The organism is Flavobacterium zepuense (assembly GCF_007097145.1).
Taxonomy (GTDB): Bacteria; Bacteroidota; Bacteroidia; order Flavobacteriales; family Flavobacteriaceae; genus Flavobacterium; species Flavobacterium zepuense.
In genome coordinates, this window is sequence record NZ_VJVZ01000007.1 from 134,701 (window position 1) to 151,160 (window position 16,460).

Consider the following 16,460-nt stretch of genomic DNA (forward strand, 5'->3'; position numbering starts at 1 on the left):
GACTAATAATTACTGTAAATACACAAGTTATCTCTGTATAGCTTGTGTATTTATTACTTTATACACCTGCCATAATTTAAACATCCATCAATGAAAAAATGCCTCATACCCCTTCTAATATGTTTTTTATCGCTGTCATGTCACCGCACTCCGGGTAGCAGCATATTAAAAACTACGCAGGTAAAAGTAACCGCGCCCTTTAGCATGCCGGCCATCACCATACCTGATTTTAGCAACGCCCCCAAATTTTTAATTACCGATTATGGTGCTGTTCCAAACGATAAAGTAAAGACAGGGAAAGCCATTTCCGATGCCATAAACAAAGCCACGGTAAGCGGCGGTATCGTGGTTATACCAAAGGGCGAATGGCTAACCGGCAAGGTACATTTAAAAAGCAATGTAAACCTACATTTAGAGCAAGGTGCCGTGCTTTCGTTTTCAGAAGACCCAAACGATTACCTGCCCGCCGTACACACCACCTGGGAGGGCATGGAGTGCTACAACTATTCTCCGCTGGTATATGCTTACAATTGTACCAATGTGGCCATAACGGGTAAAGGAGAGCTTAAAGCCAATATGGAAACCTGGCAAAAATGGTTCGCCCGCCCCACAGCACATATGAACAGCCTTAAATACCTATACGACCTGGCTGCAAAGGACATTCCTGTTGAAGAAAGGCAAATGGTAAACGATTCGGCACATTTGCGCCCGCAATTCATACAATTTAACCGTTGCCAAAATGTTTTAATGGAAGATGTATCCATCAGGAACAGCCCTTTCTGGACCGTTCACCCCTACCTTTCTAAAAACGTGGTCATCCGCAAAATAAATATTTATGCACACGGGCACAACAACGACGGGGTTGACCCCGAAATGAGCGAGAACGTACTTATAGAAGACTGTATTTTTGATCAGGGCGATGATGCCATCTCTATTAAATCGGGCCGCGACCATGATGCCTGGAGGCTGCATACCCCGGCTAAAAACATTATAATCCGTAACTGTTTGGTAAAGAATGGGCACCAGCTTGTGGCACTGGGCAGTGAACTATCGGGCGGGATAGAAAATGTTTTGATAGATAACTGCCGCGTGGTGGATGGTGCTAAATTAAACCACCTGCTGTTTATTAAAACCAACGAACGCAGGGGCGGTTTTGTAAAGAATATTTATATGCAGAATGTAGAATCGGGTAAAATCGATCTGGGAATATTAGGCATCGAAACCGATGTACTGTACCAATGGAAAGACCTTATGCCCACCTACAAACGCGTGCTTACGCCAATACAGGACATTTACCTGACTAACGTACACGCCACCGATGTTACGTTTATTTCCCGCATTTTAGGCGAAAAAGAACTCCCTATAAATAACGTGCTCCTTAAAAAAGTTACTGCCGATAAAGTGAGCGATAAAGACAACATACACGATAATCTAAAGAACTTTAAGAAAGAGCTTTAAACTGCAACCAAGACATATATAACCAAAAACACCACCCTGCTAAGGTGGTGTTTCTTTTTAAACCCAAATTTTAAACAAACCAAATACATTAATTAATAACCCAAAACATTAATTAAATAAACCCAAATTTTACTTTTTATATAAACACCCCAAGCGGGGATATTAATTTCATTACAAATCGGTTATAGGTGCATATTTAGGCACCAGCGATTTCATAACCGCCCATGCAATTATATAAGCCAGGGCACAAAAGGCGAACATTATAGTGTAACCGGTTTCTATATGGCCCAAGGCTTTATAATAGTCAAACAGGGCGCCACCGGTCTTGGTAACTATTACCCCGCCTATACCGCCTGCCATACCACCTATGCCTATAACACTGCCTATGGCTTTTTTAGGGAACATATCGCTCACGGTAGTAAATATATTGGCACTCCAAGCCTGGTGGGCGCTTGCCCCCACGCCTATTAGTATAACTGGTATCCAGAAACTAAAATCGCCAAGCGGCTGCGCAAGCAACACAATTAACGGGAAGAGCGCAATGGTTAGCATGGCCCGCATACGCCCATCATAAGGCGAATAGCCTTTATTAATGTAATAGATAGGGAACCAGCCTCCGCATATGCTTCCAAACATGGTCATGGTGTACAATACCGCCAGTGGCAGCTGTATCTCGGCCGATTCCATTCCGTATTGTGCATTAAGGTATTTAGGCAGCCAGAATAAAAAGAACCACCATACCCCATCGGTCATAAATTTGCCAAATACAAATGCCCAGGTTTGCCTGTAGCTCAATAGTTTAAACCACGATACTTTTACGGTTGCTTCTTCGTGTTTTGGCAATGCGGCATCTACCGTATCCTCCTTGTCGCTGTTAATATAATCCAGTTCTGGAGCTGAGAGCCATTTTTGCTTTTGCGGTTTTTCATAAAACATAAACCAGAACAACAGCCACACAAAACCGGCAGCGCCCACTAAAATAAATGCCATGCCCCAGCCCCATTTGGCAGCAATAAGCGGCACGGTAATAGGTGCCAGTATAGCGCCCACATTTGCACCCGAATTAAAAATGCCCGTAGCAAAAGCACGTTCTTTTTTAGGGAAGTATTCGGCTGTAGCCTTAATGGCAGCAGGAAAGTTACCGGCCTCACCAAAACCCAGCACTGCACGGCTTATCATAAACCCAAGTACCGACGGCACCGCTATAATGCCAAACGCGCTTAAAATACCCGAGGCTGCTTCGCCCACAGCAACCGATTCGGCATGCAAAATGGCACCAAGGCTCCATATTATAATGGCAATGGCGTAGCCCCATTTTGTGCCCAGCTTGTCTATGATCCTGCCTGCAAAAAGCATTGACAAGGCATATACAAACTGAAATATCGCCGTAATATTTGCATAATCGGTCTCGCTCCAGCTAAATTCTTCCGACAGTTTTGGTGCCAATAAACTAAGCACCTGCCTGTCAAGATAATTTATCGTGGTTGCCACAAATAAAAGCGCGCAAATAGTCCAGCGGTATTTACCTATAGGGTTTGCAAGAGTAGCGGTTTGGCTCATATATAGTATTTTAAAGTATGGTAAGGGTAATTATTCCCGTACCCGTTGTATCGTTTGTAACAGTTTGTGGGTAGTTGCCTCAAGGCCTTTAAAATCATTGTTTTTCATAAGGTCTTTAGTAATTAGCTTGCTGCCCATGCCCACAGCACAAACACCTGCATTCATCCATGCGGCTATGCTTTCGGCAACAGGTTCTACCCCACCCGTTGGCATAAATAACAGCTTAGGGAACACATCGCGTATGCTGCCCATAAACTTCGGCCCAAGCACATTACCGGGAAACAGCTTTATAAACTGTACACCGCTGTTCTCGGCAGCAATAATTTCGCTGGGGGTCATGCATCCGGGAACATAAAGCATATTGTTTTTATTGGCTATAGCCGAAATTTCCGGCACAAAACCCGGGCTTATTAAAAAGTCGGCGCCCGCAGCAATGTACTTGTTGGCATCACCAGCGGTTTTAAGGGTACCGATACCTAAGTACAGGCCGGCCATTTCGCTGTCGCGGATAGCAAGCATCGCCTTAAAATTGGCAAAAGCCTCGTCGCCACGGTTGGTATATTCCACAGCCCTTATTCCCGCCGCATACAATGCGCGGAGTACTTCTACACTCGTGCTTTCATCGGGGTTAAAATACAGCGGAAGCATCCCCTGCCCTTTTATACTATTGATTATATCAACTATTTTGTCACTCATTTTATATTGTATTTTTAAAGCCAACCGATACTAAATCGATTGAAATTTTTAAACCGCATGCCATTATTTCACGCCTGTTTTAATCCTGTTTTATTTTGAGCCTTACGGCTGTCTTTTCTTAGTTATATTTCGAAATACTGCTTTGCATTGCGGTAGCAGATGTCCGACACCATATTACCCACCCAGGCAACGTCCTGAGGAAGTTCGCCGCTATCCATTTCCTGACCCAAAAGGTTGCACAGCACCCTCCTGAAATACTCATGGCGCGGGAATGATAAAAAGCTGCGGGAGTCAGTCAGCATGCCCACAAAAGTGCTTAATAGCCCCATGTTACTCAACGCATTTATCTGCCTTATGATACCATCCTTCTGATCTAAAAACCACCACCCCGACCCGTATTGTACTTTACCGCGAAGTGAGCCATCGTTAAAATTGCCTACCATAGTTGCAAAAAGCTCGTTATCGGCAGGGTTAAGATTATATAAGATGGTTTTAGCCAATTTATCTTTGGTATCAAGCGCATCTAAAAATTTACTGAGCGTGGCCGCCTGCGGGTAATCGCCTATGCTGTCCCAGCCCGTATCGGGGCCTAAAAGGCGGTGCATACGAACGTTATTATTACGCAGTGCCCCAAGATGAAACTGCTGCACCCATTTGCGATTAGCATACTCCTCGCACAAAAACAGTAGCAATGCCGTTTTAAACTGCTCTGCCTCATTAGGCGAAATCGATTTGCCGCTGCGTTTCTTCTCAAAAACAGCGTTCACTTCACTATCTGTAAAAGCAGCAAACGGTAATTGGTTAAGGCCGTGGTCGCTAATGCGGCAGCCGTTTTCGTGAAAGAAATCCATGCGCTGCAAAAGAGCATCTTTCAGATCTTTAAACGTATTAATGGCAGTACCCGAAGCCTTTTCCAGCTGGGCAATGTAATCGTTATATGTATCGCTGTCTATCAATATGGCCTTATCGGGCCTGAAAGCGGTGCTGACTTTAGTTGTAAAACTGCCGGTGGCCAGTTGCTTGTGATGTTCTAATGTATCGGTAGGGTCTTCGGTAGTGCAAAGCATTTGCACGTTCATACGGCTCAGCAATCCCTGTGTGCTATAGTCCGGCTGTTGCAGTTTTTGGTTGATGGCCGAGTAAACCTCATGCGAATTGCCCTCATTAAGGTAATCATCAATGCCAAAATAACGCTTCAGTTCCAGCTGCGTCCAGTGAAAAAGCGGGTTGCGCAACGTATGCGGAACCGTTTTTGCCCATGCGGCAAACTTCTCCTCATCGGGTGCGTTGCCGGTAATATATTTCTCGTTGATACCATAGGTACGCATGGCGCGCCATTTATAATGATCGCCCGCTATCCAAACCTGGCTGATGTTTTCAAACACCCTGTTTTGGGCAATCTCGGCAGGCGGCAGATGGTTATGGTAATCAATTATGGGCTGTTTTTCGGCATAATTAAAATACAGCTCCTCTGCAAACTTGTTTTGTAGTAAAAATGTATCGGTTATAAAAGGCGCAACTGCCATAATAGTAATCGTTTAAGGTTTTCTTATCGCAGCTCGTTGGTAGCTACGGCATCCATATCGCCATAATCAAGGTTTTCGCCTGCCATACCCCATATAAAAGAGTAATTGCTTGTACCACAACCTGAATGTATGCTCCACTCCGGGCTTAATACCGCCTGGTGGCTTTGCATAAAAATGTGGCGGGTTTCGTCTGGCTGGCCCATAAAGTGGCTCACAGTTTGGCCTTCGGCAAGGTTAAAATAAAAATAAGCCTCCATCCTGCGGGTATGCGTGTGCGATGGCATAGTATTCCAAACATTGCCTTCATGCAGCTCTGTAAGGCCCATTTGCAGCTGGCAGGTAGGTACAATACTGTTTACGATAAGTTTATTAAGTGTACGGCGGTTAGCGGTTTTCTGGTCGCCAAGCTCTATAACCTCAGCATCTTCTTTACCTACTTTTTTATTAGGATATGCGTGGTGCGCCGGTGCCGAATTGATATAAAAATAAGGCTGTTCGCCATTCAGTCGTTCAAAAAGAACCTCTTTATTGCCTTTGCCCACATACAGGGCTTCTTTAGTGTCAAGTTCATATACAGTGCCATCAACAGTAACTTTACCCTTACCGCCTACGTTTACAATACCCAGCTCGCGGCGCTCTAAAAAATATTCGGCTTTAAGCTCGTCAATCGTTTCTAAAACAAGAGGCTTGTTTACAGGGAAAACACCGCCTACAATATAGCGGTCGTACATGGTGTAAACAAGGTTTATGGTATCTTCTTCAAAAAGTGTCGGGATATGAAAATGCTCCCTTAACTCTGCTGTAGTATAATGTTTTACATCTTTCGGGTGGTGTGCGTACCTGAATTCTGATTTGGTCATGTGTAGTGTATTATGATAAATTGTATTATTATTTTATTGTAACCTGCAACGGGTTTGCAATAACCTCAGCCTGCTTTTTAAGCATGGCATTCCAGTCGGCACTATTAGCGCCCTGCCCGCTCTTTTCCCATACAAAACCGGCATAATACGTAACTTTAGCTTCCGGTTTTAAAACCACTATAAGGTTGCTTTGGTCTTTTGTTTTGCTCTTATTTACAAAAGCATCTTTAATGGTATTTGGAGCTATAACAAGGCCTTCGCCCAGGTACGTACCGTCGATAGTTTCATGGTAAGCAAATATACCATCTTTTGTAAGTATTTCCGGCTTGCCTTCGTTTTGGTGCAGGGTTATGCCTGTTGCATAATTAGGTACTGATTTTTTAGCGGTGTGGCTTACCTCAAATTTTGAGAAATTAGACCCCAGATCTAACGATATACGCTTGGTTTCCTTTACCTCATACGGGCTAAAAGGCGCATAGGTAAGCTCGAATACCGTACGCAGCGGGCCTGTAGCAATAGTCTTGTAGCTTATAAAGTTTTTAGAAACCAAAAGACTGTCTTTTTCCCAAATGCCGCTACCACCCGTACCACGGCTTGCGCCCACGTGATAAGGATCGTAACCTTCGCCACGGTCTTTATGGTAAAACATCGGGTCGGTTAGATACCCCTTATACCATTTATTGATAACCGATTCTGATGTACGTTTTAACCAGATATCGATACCGCTGCTCAGGGTGCCGTTCTCCCGTTTTTGCTCGGTGCGCTGTTGGGCATCAGGGCCGTAGGTTCTAAAGGCCACTTTATCGTTCTCCCAGGTATAATCATCGGTACGCTCGGGTACAAAGCGCGAATAAGTTGTAATTTTGCTTTCCAACGCAGGCGTGCTTCCCGAATTTACAAGCATATACTTTGCAGTGCCGTTAGCTTTTACATTGGCTACAAACAGTAATTCATCATTTTTTTTATCGCCATCATAATCAATCCATTGCAATGGATCTAAAGCATTTGTCTCAGTATTTTTTATACGGATGTCAGCCTCTTTTTTTCCTTTAAGAAAACCGGCAATATCTTTATTGGTCAGGGCCACCACTTCGTTTCGGTTAAACCCCAGCTTATTTTTAACTGTAATGGTAATGCTTTCCTGCGCATGGAGGTTTGCCGTTAGTACCGATGCAAACATAAACGCCGTTACCAAAACAGGTGTTTTTAGTGTACTCATAAATAATTCTTTTCGTGTAACGGGATAATCAGCTTACTTTAAATAACCTTATCAATAGGATAAGTGTATACGTTGGTAATTTATTAAAAAAAATTGTTGTGCCCTAAATTATCACATTATATTACCCTCAAATTTAATTGTATGATAAGGTGCATACATCCTGTAGTATCCTGCTAAAAAAGGCTTTCAAAAATAAATCCTGCATTATAATTTTACTATATTTACCATTCTCATAAATTTTTTAAGCCATGACGCAATCGTTTGAACTAAAAATTAACGAAAACTCCCGCATCCCTAAGTATAAACAGATCATCGATTCCATCCTTATGGATCTGGCGAGGGGTAATATTAAGGTGGGCGAAAAAATTCCGTCAATTAACGAACTTAGCGAGATGTGTTACCTGTCGCGCGACACTGTAGAGAAAGCCTATAAGCAGCTGCGTGACCGCCAGATTATCGTGTCTGTTAAAGGCAAGGGGTATTACATTACCCGCATGGATAAGATAAATAAACTGAGTATCTTTTTCCTTGTTAACAAGCCAAGCACTTACAAAATGATGATCTATGATAGTTTTGTAAATGCTATTGGTGCCTACGGACAAGTAGAAATGTATGTATATCATTGCGATGAAACCCTGTTTATTAATGCGTTGGAGCGTAATATGGGTGCGCACGATTACTATATTATAATGCCCCATTTTAGGGACAACAACTCTAACCACGTTAGTTATACCGATAATATTATTAAGGTTATTGAGCAGATACCCAAGGATAAACTGATAATGCTGGACAATACAAAACCCGGTATTACCGGCGAGTACGGCACTATTTACCAGGATTTTAAAAATGATATATATGATGCTCTTAAAGAAGGCCTTGAAAAATTACGTAAGTACGATAAGGTAATTTTGGTATATCCAAGCAAATCGGCTAACCCTTACCCGCGCCGTATTGTTCATGGGTTTCAGCGTTTTTGTTCGGAATTTGATATTGATTTTGAGATACTTGATGAAATTTACGACGATATGGAGTTTCAGGGGCGCGACGTATACATTACCATACAGGAACGCGACCTTGTAAATTTAATGCGCCAGATACAGCGAAACAAGCTGCAACTGGGTACTGATATTGGTGTGATATCCTATAACGAAACCCCGCTTAAGGAGCTGTTGGGAATAACCGTAATCAGTACTGATTTTGTTGCTTTGGGCGAATCTGCCGCTTACATGGTGCTGAAAAACAAAAAGGAGAAGGTTAAAAACGTATTTAAATACATAGAGCGCAACTCGCTTTAATGTACCAGAAGCTTTTCTATAGATACTACGTTTCCGGTGCTGCCGTAATCATTTTTACGCTTGTCTGACCACTTGCTGTGCTGCCCCATAACGGTAACTTCTATAGTATAGCTGCCTTTCTTTAATACCGGACTTAAAAACCTAAGTCCGCTTTGGGCATACTTGCAATACATATCTATAATGGTAGTTACCACTACGCTGCCTTTACTGTCTTTTATAGTAACACCGGCATAACCGCCAATAGGCAATGCTGTGCCGTATAATGCAACCTGGCTGCCTTTAAAAGTATATGAAAGCTTAGCATTGGTTGCATTACTATTGGTTTCAGTTTTACTAATGGAGTTTAATCCCTGCTTCCATTGGCCTGTATACCGAATGGATTTATCTGAAGCTGTAACCGTTTTCCCCTCCAGCTTACTTCCTGAAACCATACCGGTTGCCGTGTTTATCTTCCAGCTTTCATAGTAGTTGGGGATTGATATAGCATCATCTGTAAATGTAAGCGGCTGCCACACATAAGTAGCTGCCGATGCCTGTAACGGAAACGACCAGCGGTCGCCCATAAACATATACGTGGTTTCTTTACTACCCGTAATTTGTAATACAAATGTAGTTTGCGAGTTCCATGTAAGTGAACTTTCCGGGGCAAAGAATCCCTTTGGCACCCACGGCCCGTTTAAGGATGTCGCCGTATAATAAACATTGTCGTTTCGTTCCCAGCTTGTAAGGTCGGATACCAGCCAGTAATATATACCGTTCCTCTTAAAAATGGCGGGAGACTCGCTGCCTTTCCATTTATTATCAACAACCTCTTCGGTTATACTGGTATAATCGTCGCTAAGTTTGTACATTAACCCGCCGTGTATTAGCAAGTAGCCCGCGCCATCGCTATCCTGAAAAGTGCCCATATCCCACTTACGGATAGGCGTGCCGTTAAACAGTACAGGCCCTTTAAATGCATACGGGCCGGCAATGGTTTTGGCCGTAGCATAGCCTATACAAGGGTCTTTATAACCAAGGGAATCGGTATGCATAAGCATTATATATTCGCCTGTTTTTGGGCATTTCATAACCTTTGCCCTTTCGCCCACGCGGTTAGGCCCAAGCCTGCCTTTTGATTGCACCCCAAGCGCAATGCCTTCGTCCTTCCAGTTATACAGGTCGACCGACGAATAGCAGCTAAACCCCGCAAAAGCATTGGATGTATCAGAGTGTTTTTCGCCAAACAAATAAAATTTATTGCCGTCTTTTACAATGTTGGCACCGTGAGCACTCACAATTTTTCCATTTTGGTCAAACCACGGCACCCCGGAATGTATGGCATCCTGGGCAAATAATCCTGTGCAGTAAAACAGCGTAATAAATAATGTATGTAGTATATTTTTCAAAACCTTTTTTTTCGTTAGCCTAAAACAAATATGTTTTGGCACAACGAATATATCCCACACGGGTTTAAATCGCGTCATGGGCTATCCTGTAGTAAAATAAAAAGATTTTGATTAAAAGGTTATAACTGCTTTACCATAATAAAGTCTTCCATTAAATAGCCATTGCCTATATTAATGTCTTCTTCACCGGCCTTCACAAATCCCGACTTTAAATAAAAGTTTACGGCTTGGTTATAGCGGTTAACGTTTAAGGCCAGCTTATCATTTCCGTTGGCTTTCGCCGAATTTTCTACAACCGTTATAAGCGCTTTACCCACACCCCTGCCCTGTGCCTCCGGCAGGATATATATTTTATGTAGCTTAGTGGTTTCGTAAGCGCTGTTAAGCTCGTAAGATGCAAAGCCTAAATATTCGCCACCATCTACAGCAAGTAAAAAATGATGCCCTTTAATAAGTAGCTGCTCAGTAATAGATTCATTACTGTACATCATATCCAGCATATACTCTGATTGCTCTGCCGATAGTATGTTTTTATAGGTGTTTTCCCAGGCCGGGACTGCTATGCTATATATCAAATCGTAGTCTTTTATTGACCCCTTTACAATTTCCATAAAAATAATTTTCCTAAAACACCTTTGTTTACAAGGCTTTAAATAAAGTGTAAAGGTAATAAAAAATTATTGGCACAGATATTGAATATTACATATCAAACAACAAAAACAAGTTTACTTAGTGTACTAAAATTACTTTCACCATGAAAACTAAAATATTAAATACAGCCCTTTTTGCCCTACTTAGCTTAGGCGAATTACTTGCACAGGATGTTACAAGCGTAAGGGCAAATAGTTCAGACATTAGCGATAACCTGGACCTTCAGGCTGTAGCTTCTATCTTTGGAGACTCCCGCGACCTTGAAGATTTTGAGCGCAGGCTTAACGACCCGGATATTCAAATATCTAACCTTGACCTTAACGGCGACAGCCGTGTAGATTACCTTAGGGTTATAGAGGTTACCGAAAATAACACCCACCTTATAATACTACAATCGGTGCTTGCCGCAGATACTTTTCAGGATGTAGCAACTATTGAAGTTGAAAGGGACAGGAACAACAATGTAAGTGTACAGGTTGTGGGTGATGTGTATATGTACGGGCCCAACTATATTTATGAGCCTGTATATGTAACAAGGCCTGCTTTGTTTAATGTGTTTTGGGTAAGCAGCTACCGCCCGTACTATTCACCGTGGTACTGGGGTTATTACCCTACTTACTACAACTACTGGGCTCCTTATCCGGTTTACAGGTACCGTAACAATGTGCACAACCACATAAATGTACACAATACTTATGTATATGTAAACAACAGGAGAAGTACCCGTGCAACATCGTTATATGCCAGCCACAGGGCTAATGCTTACGAAAGGCAATATCCTAACCGCAGCTTTGCAAACAGGAATACAGGTTACACCAACAGGCGTGAAATGGAGCAAAGCCGTACTGCTAACGCAGCTACAAGAACCGGCGGAACACGTGGTAATGCATCTGTAAGGTCTGCAAATACTGGCGGCAGAAGTACAAACACTGTAAGAAGCAACAATGGAGCGGGCCGTGCAGTGAATAATAGTGCCACACGCAGCGAAAGCACAAACATAAATACACGGTCGGCAAGCAATAATGCTACAACACGAGATAATGGTGCAGTAAGGAGTAACTCCTTAACAAGAACCGAAAGCCAGCCTGCAAGGGTTAATAACAATACAAGCACACGTAGCAATACTAATGCTACACCATCAAGAAGCTACTCGGCTCCGGAGGTGAGAAGCAACACCCCGTCAAGGGTTAATAGTTCGCCATCAGTTCGTAGTAACACAAATAGTGCCCCTGCTGTAAGAAATACACCGGTTTCAACACCGCAAAGGCAGAATGCACCATCGGTGGCTCCGCAAAGGCAAAGTGCCCCTGCAATGAGAAGCACACCGGCTGCTGCGCCACAAAGGCAAAGCGCACCGGCAAGGTCATCTGGCGGTAATGGTGGTGGCGGAAGAAGAGGTTAATAATTTTATATATACTTTTTAGGTTAGTTAGCAAACCGGCCTGCTTTTTTAAAGAAGCAGGCCGGTTTTGTTTTATACTATTCTTCGGGTTTTAATGGCGTGTACCCATTCGTCATGCCCGCATACGGTGCATTTACCGGTGGTAGGCTCAAGTTTTTGAGTATTGGCACAAAAGGTACATGCATACACACCAGTTTTTGCTATAATATTGCTTTTAAGATTGTATAACTGCGGGCGAATGGGCAATCCGAATTTAATATCGGCATCTTCGTAAAAATAAACGCTGATAGATCCGTTGGTTTCCATATAAGCGTTACGCACCTGCCCTAAATGCTCAATCGATTTTAAACGCAATTCGGTAAAAAATTCATCCTGCGCCAGGTCTTCTTTTTCAAAAGATTGTATCGAAAATTGCCCATCCTCAATAATACAGGTTACCTTACCTTCAATAAAATTTTCAAAACGTTTGCTCTTGCCCAGTAGCCAGGTAACAGCCCTGTACATAAACAATATTATTAAAAATACCAGTATGGCTGGTACAATGCCCACATCTTCATAAAACATAGGGTCGCCGGCAGCAGACCCTAACGATATTATTATAACCACCTCAAATATCGATAGCTGCTTTACCCCCCTTTTACCGGCAAATTTTAGGGTAAGCAGCACTACGGTAAACATTATTATGGTCCTGAAGGCAACCTCTAACAGGAACTCAAAAGGCAGATCGTTAAACAACAGCCTGTTCCACTCAAATATCTCTTTCATGTGTTTTTAAAGATTTATCTTATAAAGTTATACAAGCTAACACATTCGTTAACAAACATTAGCACAACTTTAATACAGCCTTAATGATGGTTGTAAACGGTGTGGCGTAATTTTATATAAATGAAATTTACTAACTATAAAAAATACAATTATGAGCAAGAGAGTAGCCATACTGGCAACCCACGGATTTGAAGAAAGCGAACTAAAATCGCCAAAGGAATATATTGAGCAACAAGGATGGACAGCCGAGATTGTAAGCCTTGAAAGCGGAAGCATTAAATCCTGGGCGGGGAAAGACTGGGGCCCTGAATATAAGGTAGATAAAACACTTAGTGAAGTTACATCGGGCGATTACCATGCACTTGTGCTTCCGGGTGGTGTTATCAACCCTGATAAATTAAGGGTTAATGAAGATGCCATTGCGTTTGTAAAATCCTTTTTTGATGAAAAGAAACCGGTTGCCGCCATTTGCCATGGCCCGTGGACGTTAATTAACGCAGGTGTTGTAGACGGCAGGGAAGTTACATCGTACCCGTCGGTTAAACAAGATCTTATTAATGCCGGTGCCAACTGGGTAGATAAAGAAGTTGTTGTAGATAACGGGCTTGTAACCAGCCGTACTCCTGATGACCTTCCTGCCTTTAACAAAAAACTTGTTGAAGAGATTAAAGAGGGCAAACACGAACTACAGCACAGCTAAAAATAATGTTTGTTAAGGTTAATTCCTAATTCAACGGAGGAGCTCTTACGCCATTGGTGTAAGAGCTTTCTTTATTATCTTTACGTTTATTAAAACCATACATAATAATGAAAAAATCTATCGTTATACTGCTGGCATTAATGTCGGCGCAACTGCACGCTCAATTAAAAGAAGTTGCTTACACCGAGGGGATCCAAAAGCTGAAAGGCTTTGCCGCAATACCCTCTAAAGCCCTAAAACAAAAGCCGGGTATACTTGTATTGCCTGCCTGGTTTGGCATTAACCAGCATGTTAAAGATGTGGCAACAGAGTTATCGTCTTTAGGCTATCATGCTTTTGTAGCTGATATTTACGGCGAAGGCAACTACCCCACTACCCCACAACAGGCGGGTGAAAGAGCAGGCTACTACAAAGGCCACCCCGAAGAATACCAAAAACGTATTAAAGCCGCCCTTGATGCTTTAATTAAAAGTGGTGCCGATGCTAACAACATTGTAGTTATAGGCTACTGTTTTGGCGGTACCGGTGCTCTTGAGGCTGCCCGTGCAGGTATGAACGTTAAAGGCGTTGTTACTTTTCATGGTGGGTTAGGCAAAGATGCATCGCGTACTAATAGCGAAATAAAACCTAAGGTATTGGTGTTGAATGGTGCAGATGACCCGCACGTGCCTCAAAAAGATATCGCCGCTTTTGAAAAAGAAATGCGCGACGGCCATGCCGACTGGCAGTTTATTAATTACGCTAATGCTGTGCATGCTTTTACCGAGAAAGAAGCCGGCAATGACAACTCTAAAGGAGCAGCTTATAATGAAAAAGCCGATAAACGCTCGTGGAAACATTTCCTTTTATTTTTAGATGAAGTTTTTGAAAAGAAATAATAGTATATTTATAACTTCTCTTTTAACCAAATACGATTAGATGAAAAAACTATTTATCGTTCCGTTAGCGTTCCTGGTATTTTCGTGCAGTTCTACAAAGAACAAGCAAAAGGACTATGCGAAGGCTGATGTTGCCAAGTACATGAAAACGATTACCGATGCCGACCTGAAAAAGCACCTTTACATTGTAGCATCAGATGAAATGGAAGGCCGTAATACGGGCGAACCCGGACAAAAAAAAGCGGGTAAATATCTTATTAGCCAATATGAGGCTAACGGAATATCATTCCCTAAAGCAGCTACAGACTGGTACCAAAAAGTACCCTCAGCATTTATGGCGCGAAACTTTAGCCCTAAATTAAACGACTCAGAAAATATATGGGCTTTTATAGAAGGTTCAGAAAAGCCAGATGAGATTCTTGTAATATCGGCACATTACGACCACGTGGGGATGAAAAACGGCGAGGTATACAATGGTGCCGATGATGACGGATCGGGTACGGTGGCACTTTTAGAAATTGCACAGGCATTTATGCAGGCTAAAAAAGATGGTTACGGCCCTAAACGTTCTATACTTTTCTTACACGTGACAGGTGAAGAACATGGACTTCACGGTTCACGTTATTATTCTGAAAATCCGTTGTATCCTATAGCAAACACCATTGCCGACCTTAATATTGATATGATAGGCCGCCGCGATGATGCCCATAAAGATAATGGCAATTATGTGTATGTAATAGGTTCTGACAGGCTTAGTACCGATTTGCATAACATAAATGAAGCTGCCAATAAAAAATACACCAACCTGGCGCTTGACTATACTTTTAACGACAGAAAAGACCCTAACCAGTTTTACTTTAGGAGTGACCATTACAACTTTGCTAAAAAAGGCATCCCAATTATATTTTACTTTAACGGCGTGCACGATGATTACCACCAAGCAAGTGATGAACCAAATAAAATTGAGTACGACCTGCTCGCAAAAAGGGCACAGCTTGCTTTTGTAACCGCCTGGGAACTCGCAAACCGTGAAAACCGACCCGTAGTAGACAAAGACGGTAAATAAATACAAATTGATAGTAAACAAAAACTCCGGCTTATGTGACCGGAGTTTTTTATTTTATGATTCTTTTATCTTTTTAGAAAAGCCATTGTTTACAAAGAGTACTAACTTGTTTTTACGTTTTTGTGTAAAAAACTCCCAGTTAATAATTACCCCTACTACACATATTGTCATTAATATACCAAGCAGCGATACATAAATAACATCATTTAACCCGTTTACATACGGAATTTCAGTCACAAAAAAGTAGAGTGATATAAAAAACACGATAACGGATAATATGAGAGAAAATAATTTCATGTGTCCTTTGCTTTAAATAAAAAGTAGCATCTAAGTAGTGTTAACGCAAATAGCGGGACTATATTTAATTATCCATTGGTTAAAACTACATTCCTGCCGTGGCAGTTTCTCCTACATTCTTATAATCAGGACAAAAGTAAAAATTTTAAGCGAATTTTAACTTTTATTTATAATAAATTTTAAGGTTTAACATATCCTTACAAAGCCTGCATCACCTCCTGCATGTTTAAATATGTACCGTCCCTGCCGGTAATACGGTACTCAAAACAATATTTCATAGAGCCCTCTAAAAAATCTTTATAATGCTTGGTGTCGCCTATAAGTTTTTCCTGAGTATCCATATCAGGTGCCGGTAAGGCCATGTCTTTATTGCAAACACCTTCGGCTACAAACTCATATACATCCTTTTCGTAGGTTTTTATAGTACCGGTAATACTAAAGTCAGGATTATCAATATTATTATAAATATCCATATCCAGCTTTATTCCATGTTCTTTGTACTCGGCTGTAACACTGTGCTCATTTTCCTTAAACTTAAAATGGCCGTCGGCTTTAAAAAAATCTTTAAAACCGTCGAAAATGCTTTTAATCTCTTCGCGCTTAAGTTCCTTTCTTTTATACTCATATTTTTTACGGTATTCATCATGTTCCGCCTGTATGTCTATCTTTATTTTTAAAAATCCTAAATCCATAGCTCTG

At 41.9% G+C, this 16,460-nt stretch carries 16 protein-coding genes; 6 read left to right on the forward strand and 10 right to left on the reverse strand.

Annotated elements, in window-relative coordinates; translation table 11 throughout:
- Positions 1 to 90: 90 nt before the first annotated feature.
- A complete protein-coding gene (locus tag FMM05_RS12000; protein ID WP_143373624.1) occupies positions 91 to 1,458 on the forward strand; it encodes a glycoside hydrolase family 28 protein in 1,368 nt (455 codons plus the stop codon).
- Between the two features lie 171 nt (positions 1,459 to 1,629).
- On the opposite strand, the gene FMM05_RS12005 is transcribed toward FMM05_RS12000, so the two are convergent.
- The 5 genes from FMM05_RS12005 to FMM05_RS12025 form a co-directional block, all read right to left on the reverse strand.
- Entirely contained in the window at positions 1,630 to 3,018 is a 1,389-nt protein-coding gene (locus FMM05_RS12005; RefSeq protein WP_143373625.1) for an MFS transporter, read from the reverse strand.
- Positions 3,019 to 3,048: 30 nt separating this feature from the next.
- Positions 3,049 to 3,714, reverse strand: a complete 666-nt coding sequence (locus FMM05_RS12010; protein WP_143373626.1) for a beta/alpha barrel domain-containing protein — start codon at positions 3,712 to 3,714, stop codon at positions 3,049 to 3,051.
- A gap of 122 nt (positions 3,715 to 3,836) precedes the next feature.
- The gene (gene uxaC / locus FMM05_RS12015) at positions 3,837 to 5,240 is read right to left on the reverse strand and encodes a glucuronate isomerase (protein WP_143373627.1); all 1,404 of its coding nucleotides are present in this window, start codon (positions 5,238 to 5,240) and stop codon (positions 3,837 to 3,839) included.
- 23 nt (positions 5,241 to 5,263) lie between these two features.
- On the reverse strand, positions 5,264 to 6,100 hold the full coding sequence (kduI, locus tag FMM05_RS12020; protein ID WP_143373628.1) for a 5-dehydro-4-deoxy-D-glucuronate isomerase: 837 nt from the start codon (positions 6,098 to 6,100) through the stop codon (positions 5,264 to 5,266).
- 28 nt (positions 6,101 to 6,128) lie between these two features.
- On the reverse strand, positions 6,129 to 7,319 hold the full coding sequence (locus tag FMM05_RS12025; protein ID WP_143373629.1) for a DUF4861 family protein: 1,191 nt from the start codon (positions 7,317 to 7,319) through the stop codon (positions 6,129 to 6,131).
- Between the two features lie 248 nt (positions 7,320 to 7,567).
- Here FMM05_RS12025 and FMM05_RS12030 point away from each other — a divergent pair, with 248 nt between their 5' ends.
- The gene (locus FMM05_RS12030) at positions 7,568 to 8,614 is read left to right on the forward strand and encodes a GntR family transcriptional regulator (protein ID WP_143373630.1); all 1,047 of its coding nucleotides are present in this window, start codon (positions 7,568 to 7,570) and stop codon (positions 8,612 to 8,614) included.
- On the opposite strand, the gene FMM05_RS12035 is transcribed toward FMM05_RS12030, so the two are convergent.
- Together FMM05_RS12035 and FMM05_RS12040 are read right to left on the reverse strand one after the other, a co-directional pair.
- Positions 8,611 to 10,002 carry a family 43 glycosylhydrolase gene (locus FMM05_RS12035; protein ID WP_221932269.1) on the reverse strand — a complete coding sequence of 464 codons (1,392 nt, stop codon included), beginning with the start codon at positions 10,000 to 10,002 and terminating at the stop codon, positions 8,611 to 8,613. The two genes, FMM05_RS12030 and FMM05_RS12035, sit on opposite strands and share 4 nt — an antisense overlap.
- 119 nt (positions 10,003 to 10,121) lie before the next feature.
- A complete protein-coding gene (locus FMM05_RS12040; protein ID WP_143373631.1) occupies positions 10,122 to 10,613 on the reverse strand; it encodes a GNAT family N-acetyltransferase in 492 nt (163 codons plus the stop codon).
- 143 nt (positions 10,614 to 10,756) lie between these two features.
- Between FMM05_RS12040 and FMM05_RS12045 the strand changes: the two genes are divergently transcribed.
- Positions 10,757 to 12,055 carry a RodZ family helix-turn-helix domain-containing protein gene (locus tag FMM05_RS12045; RefSeq protein WP_143373632.1) on the forward strand — a complete coding sequence of 433 codons (1,299 nt, stop codon included), beginning with the start codon at positions 10,757 to 10,759 and terminating at the stop codon, positions 12,053 to 12,055.
- Positions 12,056 to 12,127: 72 nt separating this feature from the next.
- Here the strand turns inward: FMM05_RS12045 and FMM05_RS12050 are convergent, their stop codons facing one another.
- Positions 12,128 to 12,820, reverse strand: a complete 693-nt coding sequence (locus FMM05_RS12050; RefSeq protein WP_143373633.1) for a DUF421 domain-containing protein — start codon at positions 12,818 to 12,820, stop codon at positions 12,128 to 12,130.
- Between the two features lie 151 nt (positions 12,821 to 12,971).
- Here FMM05_RS12050 and FMM05_RS12055 point away from each other — a divergent pair, with 151 nt between their 5' ends.
- The 3 genes from FMM05_RS12055 (at position 12,972) to FMM05_RS12065 (ending at position 15,464) form a co-directional block, all read left to right on the forward strand.
- Positions 12,972 to 13,520, forward strand: a complete 549-nt coding sequence (locus FMM05_RS12055; protein ID WP_143373634.1) for a type 1 glutamine amidotransferase domain-containing protein — start codon at positions 12,972 to 12,974, stop codon at positions 13,518 to 13,520.
- Positions 13,521 to 13,627: 107 nt separating this feature from the next.
- Positions 13,628 to 14,398 (forward strand): dienelactone hydrolase family protein, encoded by a 771-nt coding sequence (locus tag FMM05_RS12060; RefSeq protein WP_143373635.1) that lies wholly within the window; start codon positions 13,628 to 13,630, stop codon positions 14,396 to 14,398.
- A gap of 40 nt (positions 14,399 to 14,438) precedes the next feature.
- Positions 14,439 to 15,464: a M28 family metallopeptidase gene (locus tag FMM05_RS12065; protein WP_143373636.1), complete on the forward strand. Its 1,026-nt coding sequence runs from the start codon at positions 14,439 to 14,441 to the stop codon at positions 15,462 to 15,464.
- Positions 15,465 to 15,518: 54 nt separating this feature from the next.
- On the opposite strand, the gene FMM05_RS12070 is transcribed toward FMM05_RS12065, so the two are convergent.
- Both FMM05_RS12070 and FMM05_RS12075 read right to left on the reverse strand, forming a co-directional pair.
- On the reverse strand, positions 15,519 to 15,761 hold the full coding sequence (locus FMM05_RS12070; RefSeq protein WP_143373637.1) for a hypothetical protein: 243 nt from the start codon (positions 15,759 to 15,761) through the stop codon (positions 15,519 to 15,521).
- 197 nt (positions 15,762 to 15,958) lie between these two features.
- The gene (locus tag FMM05_RS12075; RefSeq protein ID WP_143373638.1) at positions 15,959 to 16,453 is read right to left on the reverse strand and encodes a hypothetical protein; all 495 of its coding nucleotides are present in this window, start codon (positions 16,451 to 16,453) and stop codon (positions 15,959 to 15,961) included.
- Positions 16,454 to 16,460 lie beyond the last annotated feature (7 nt).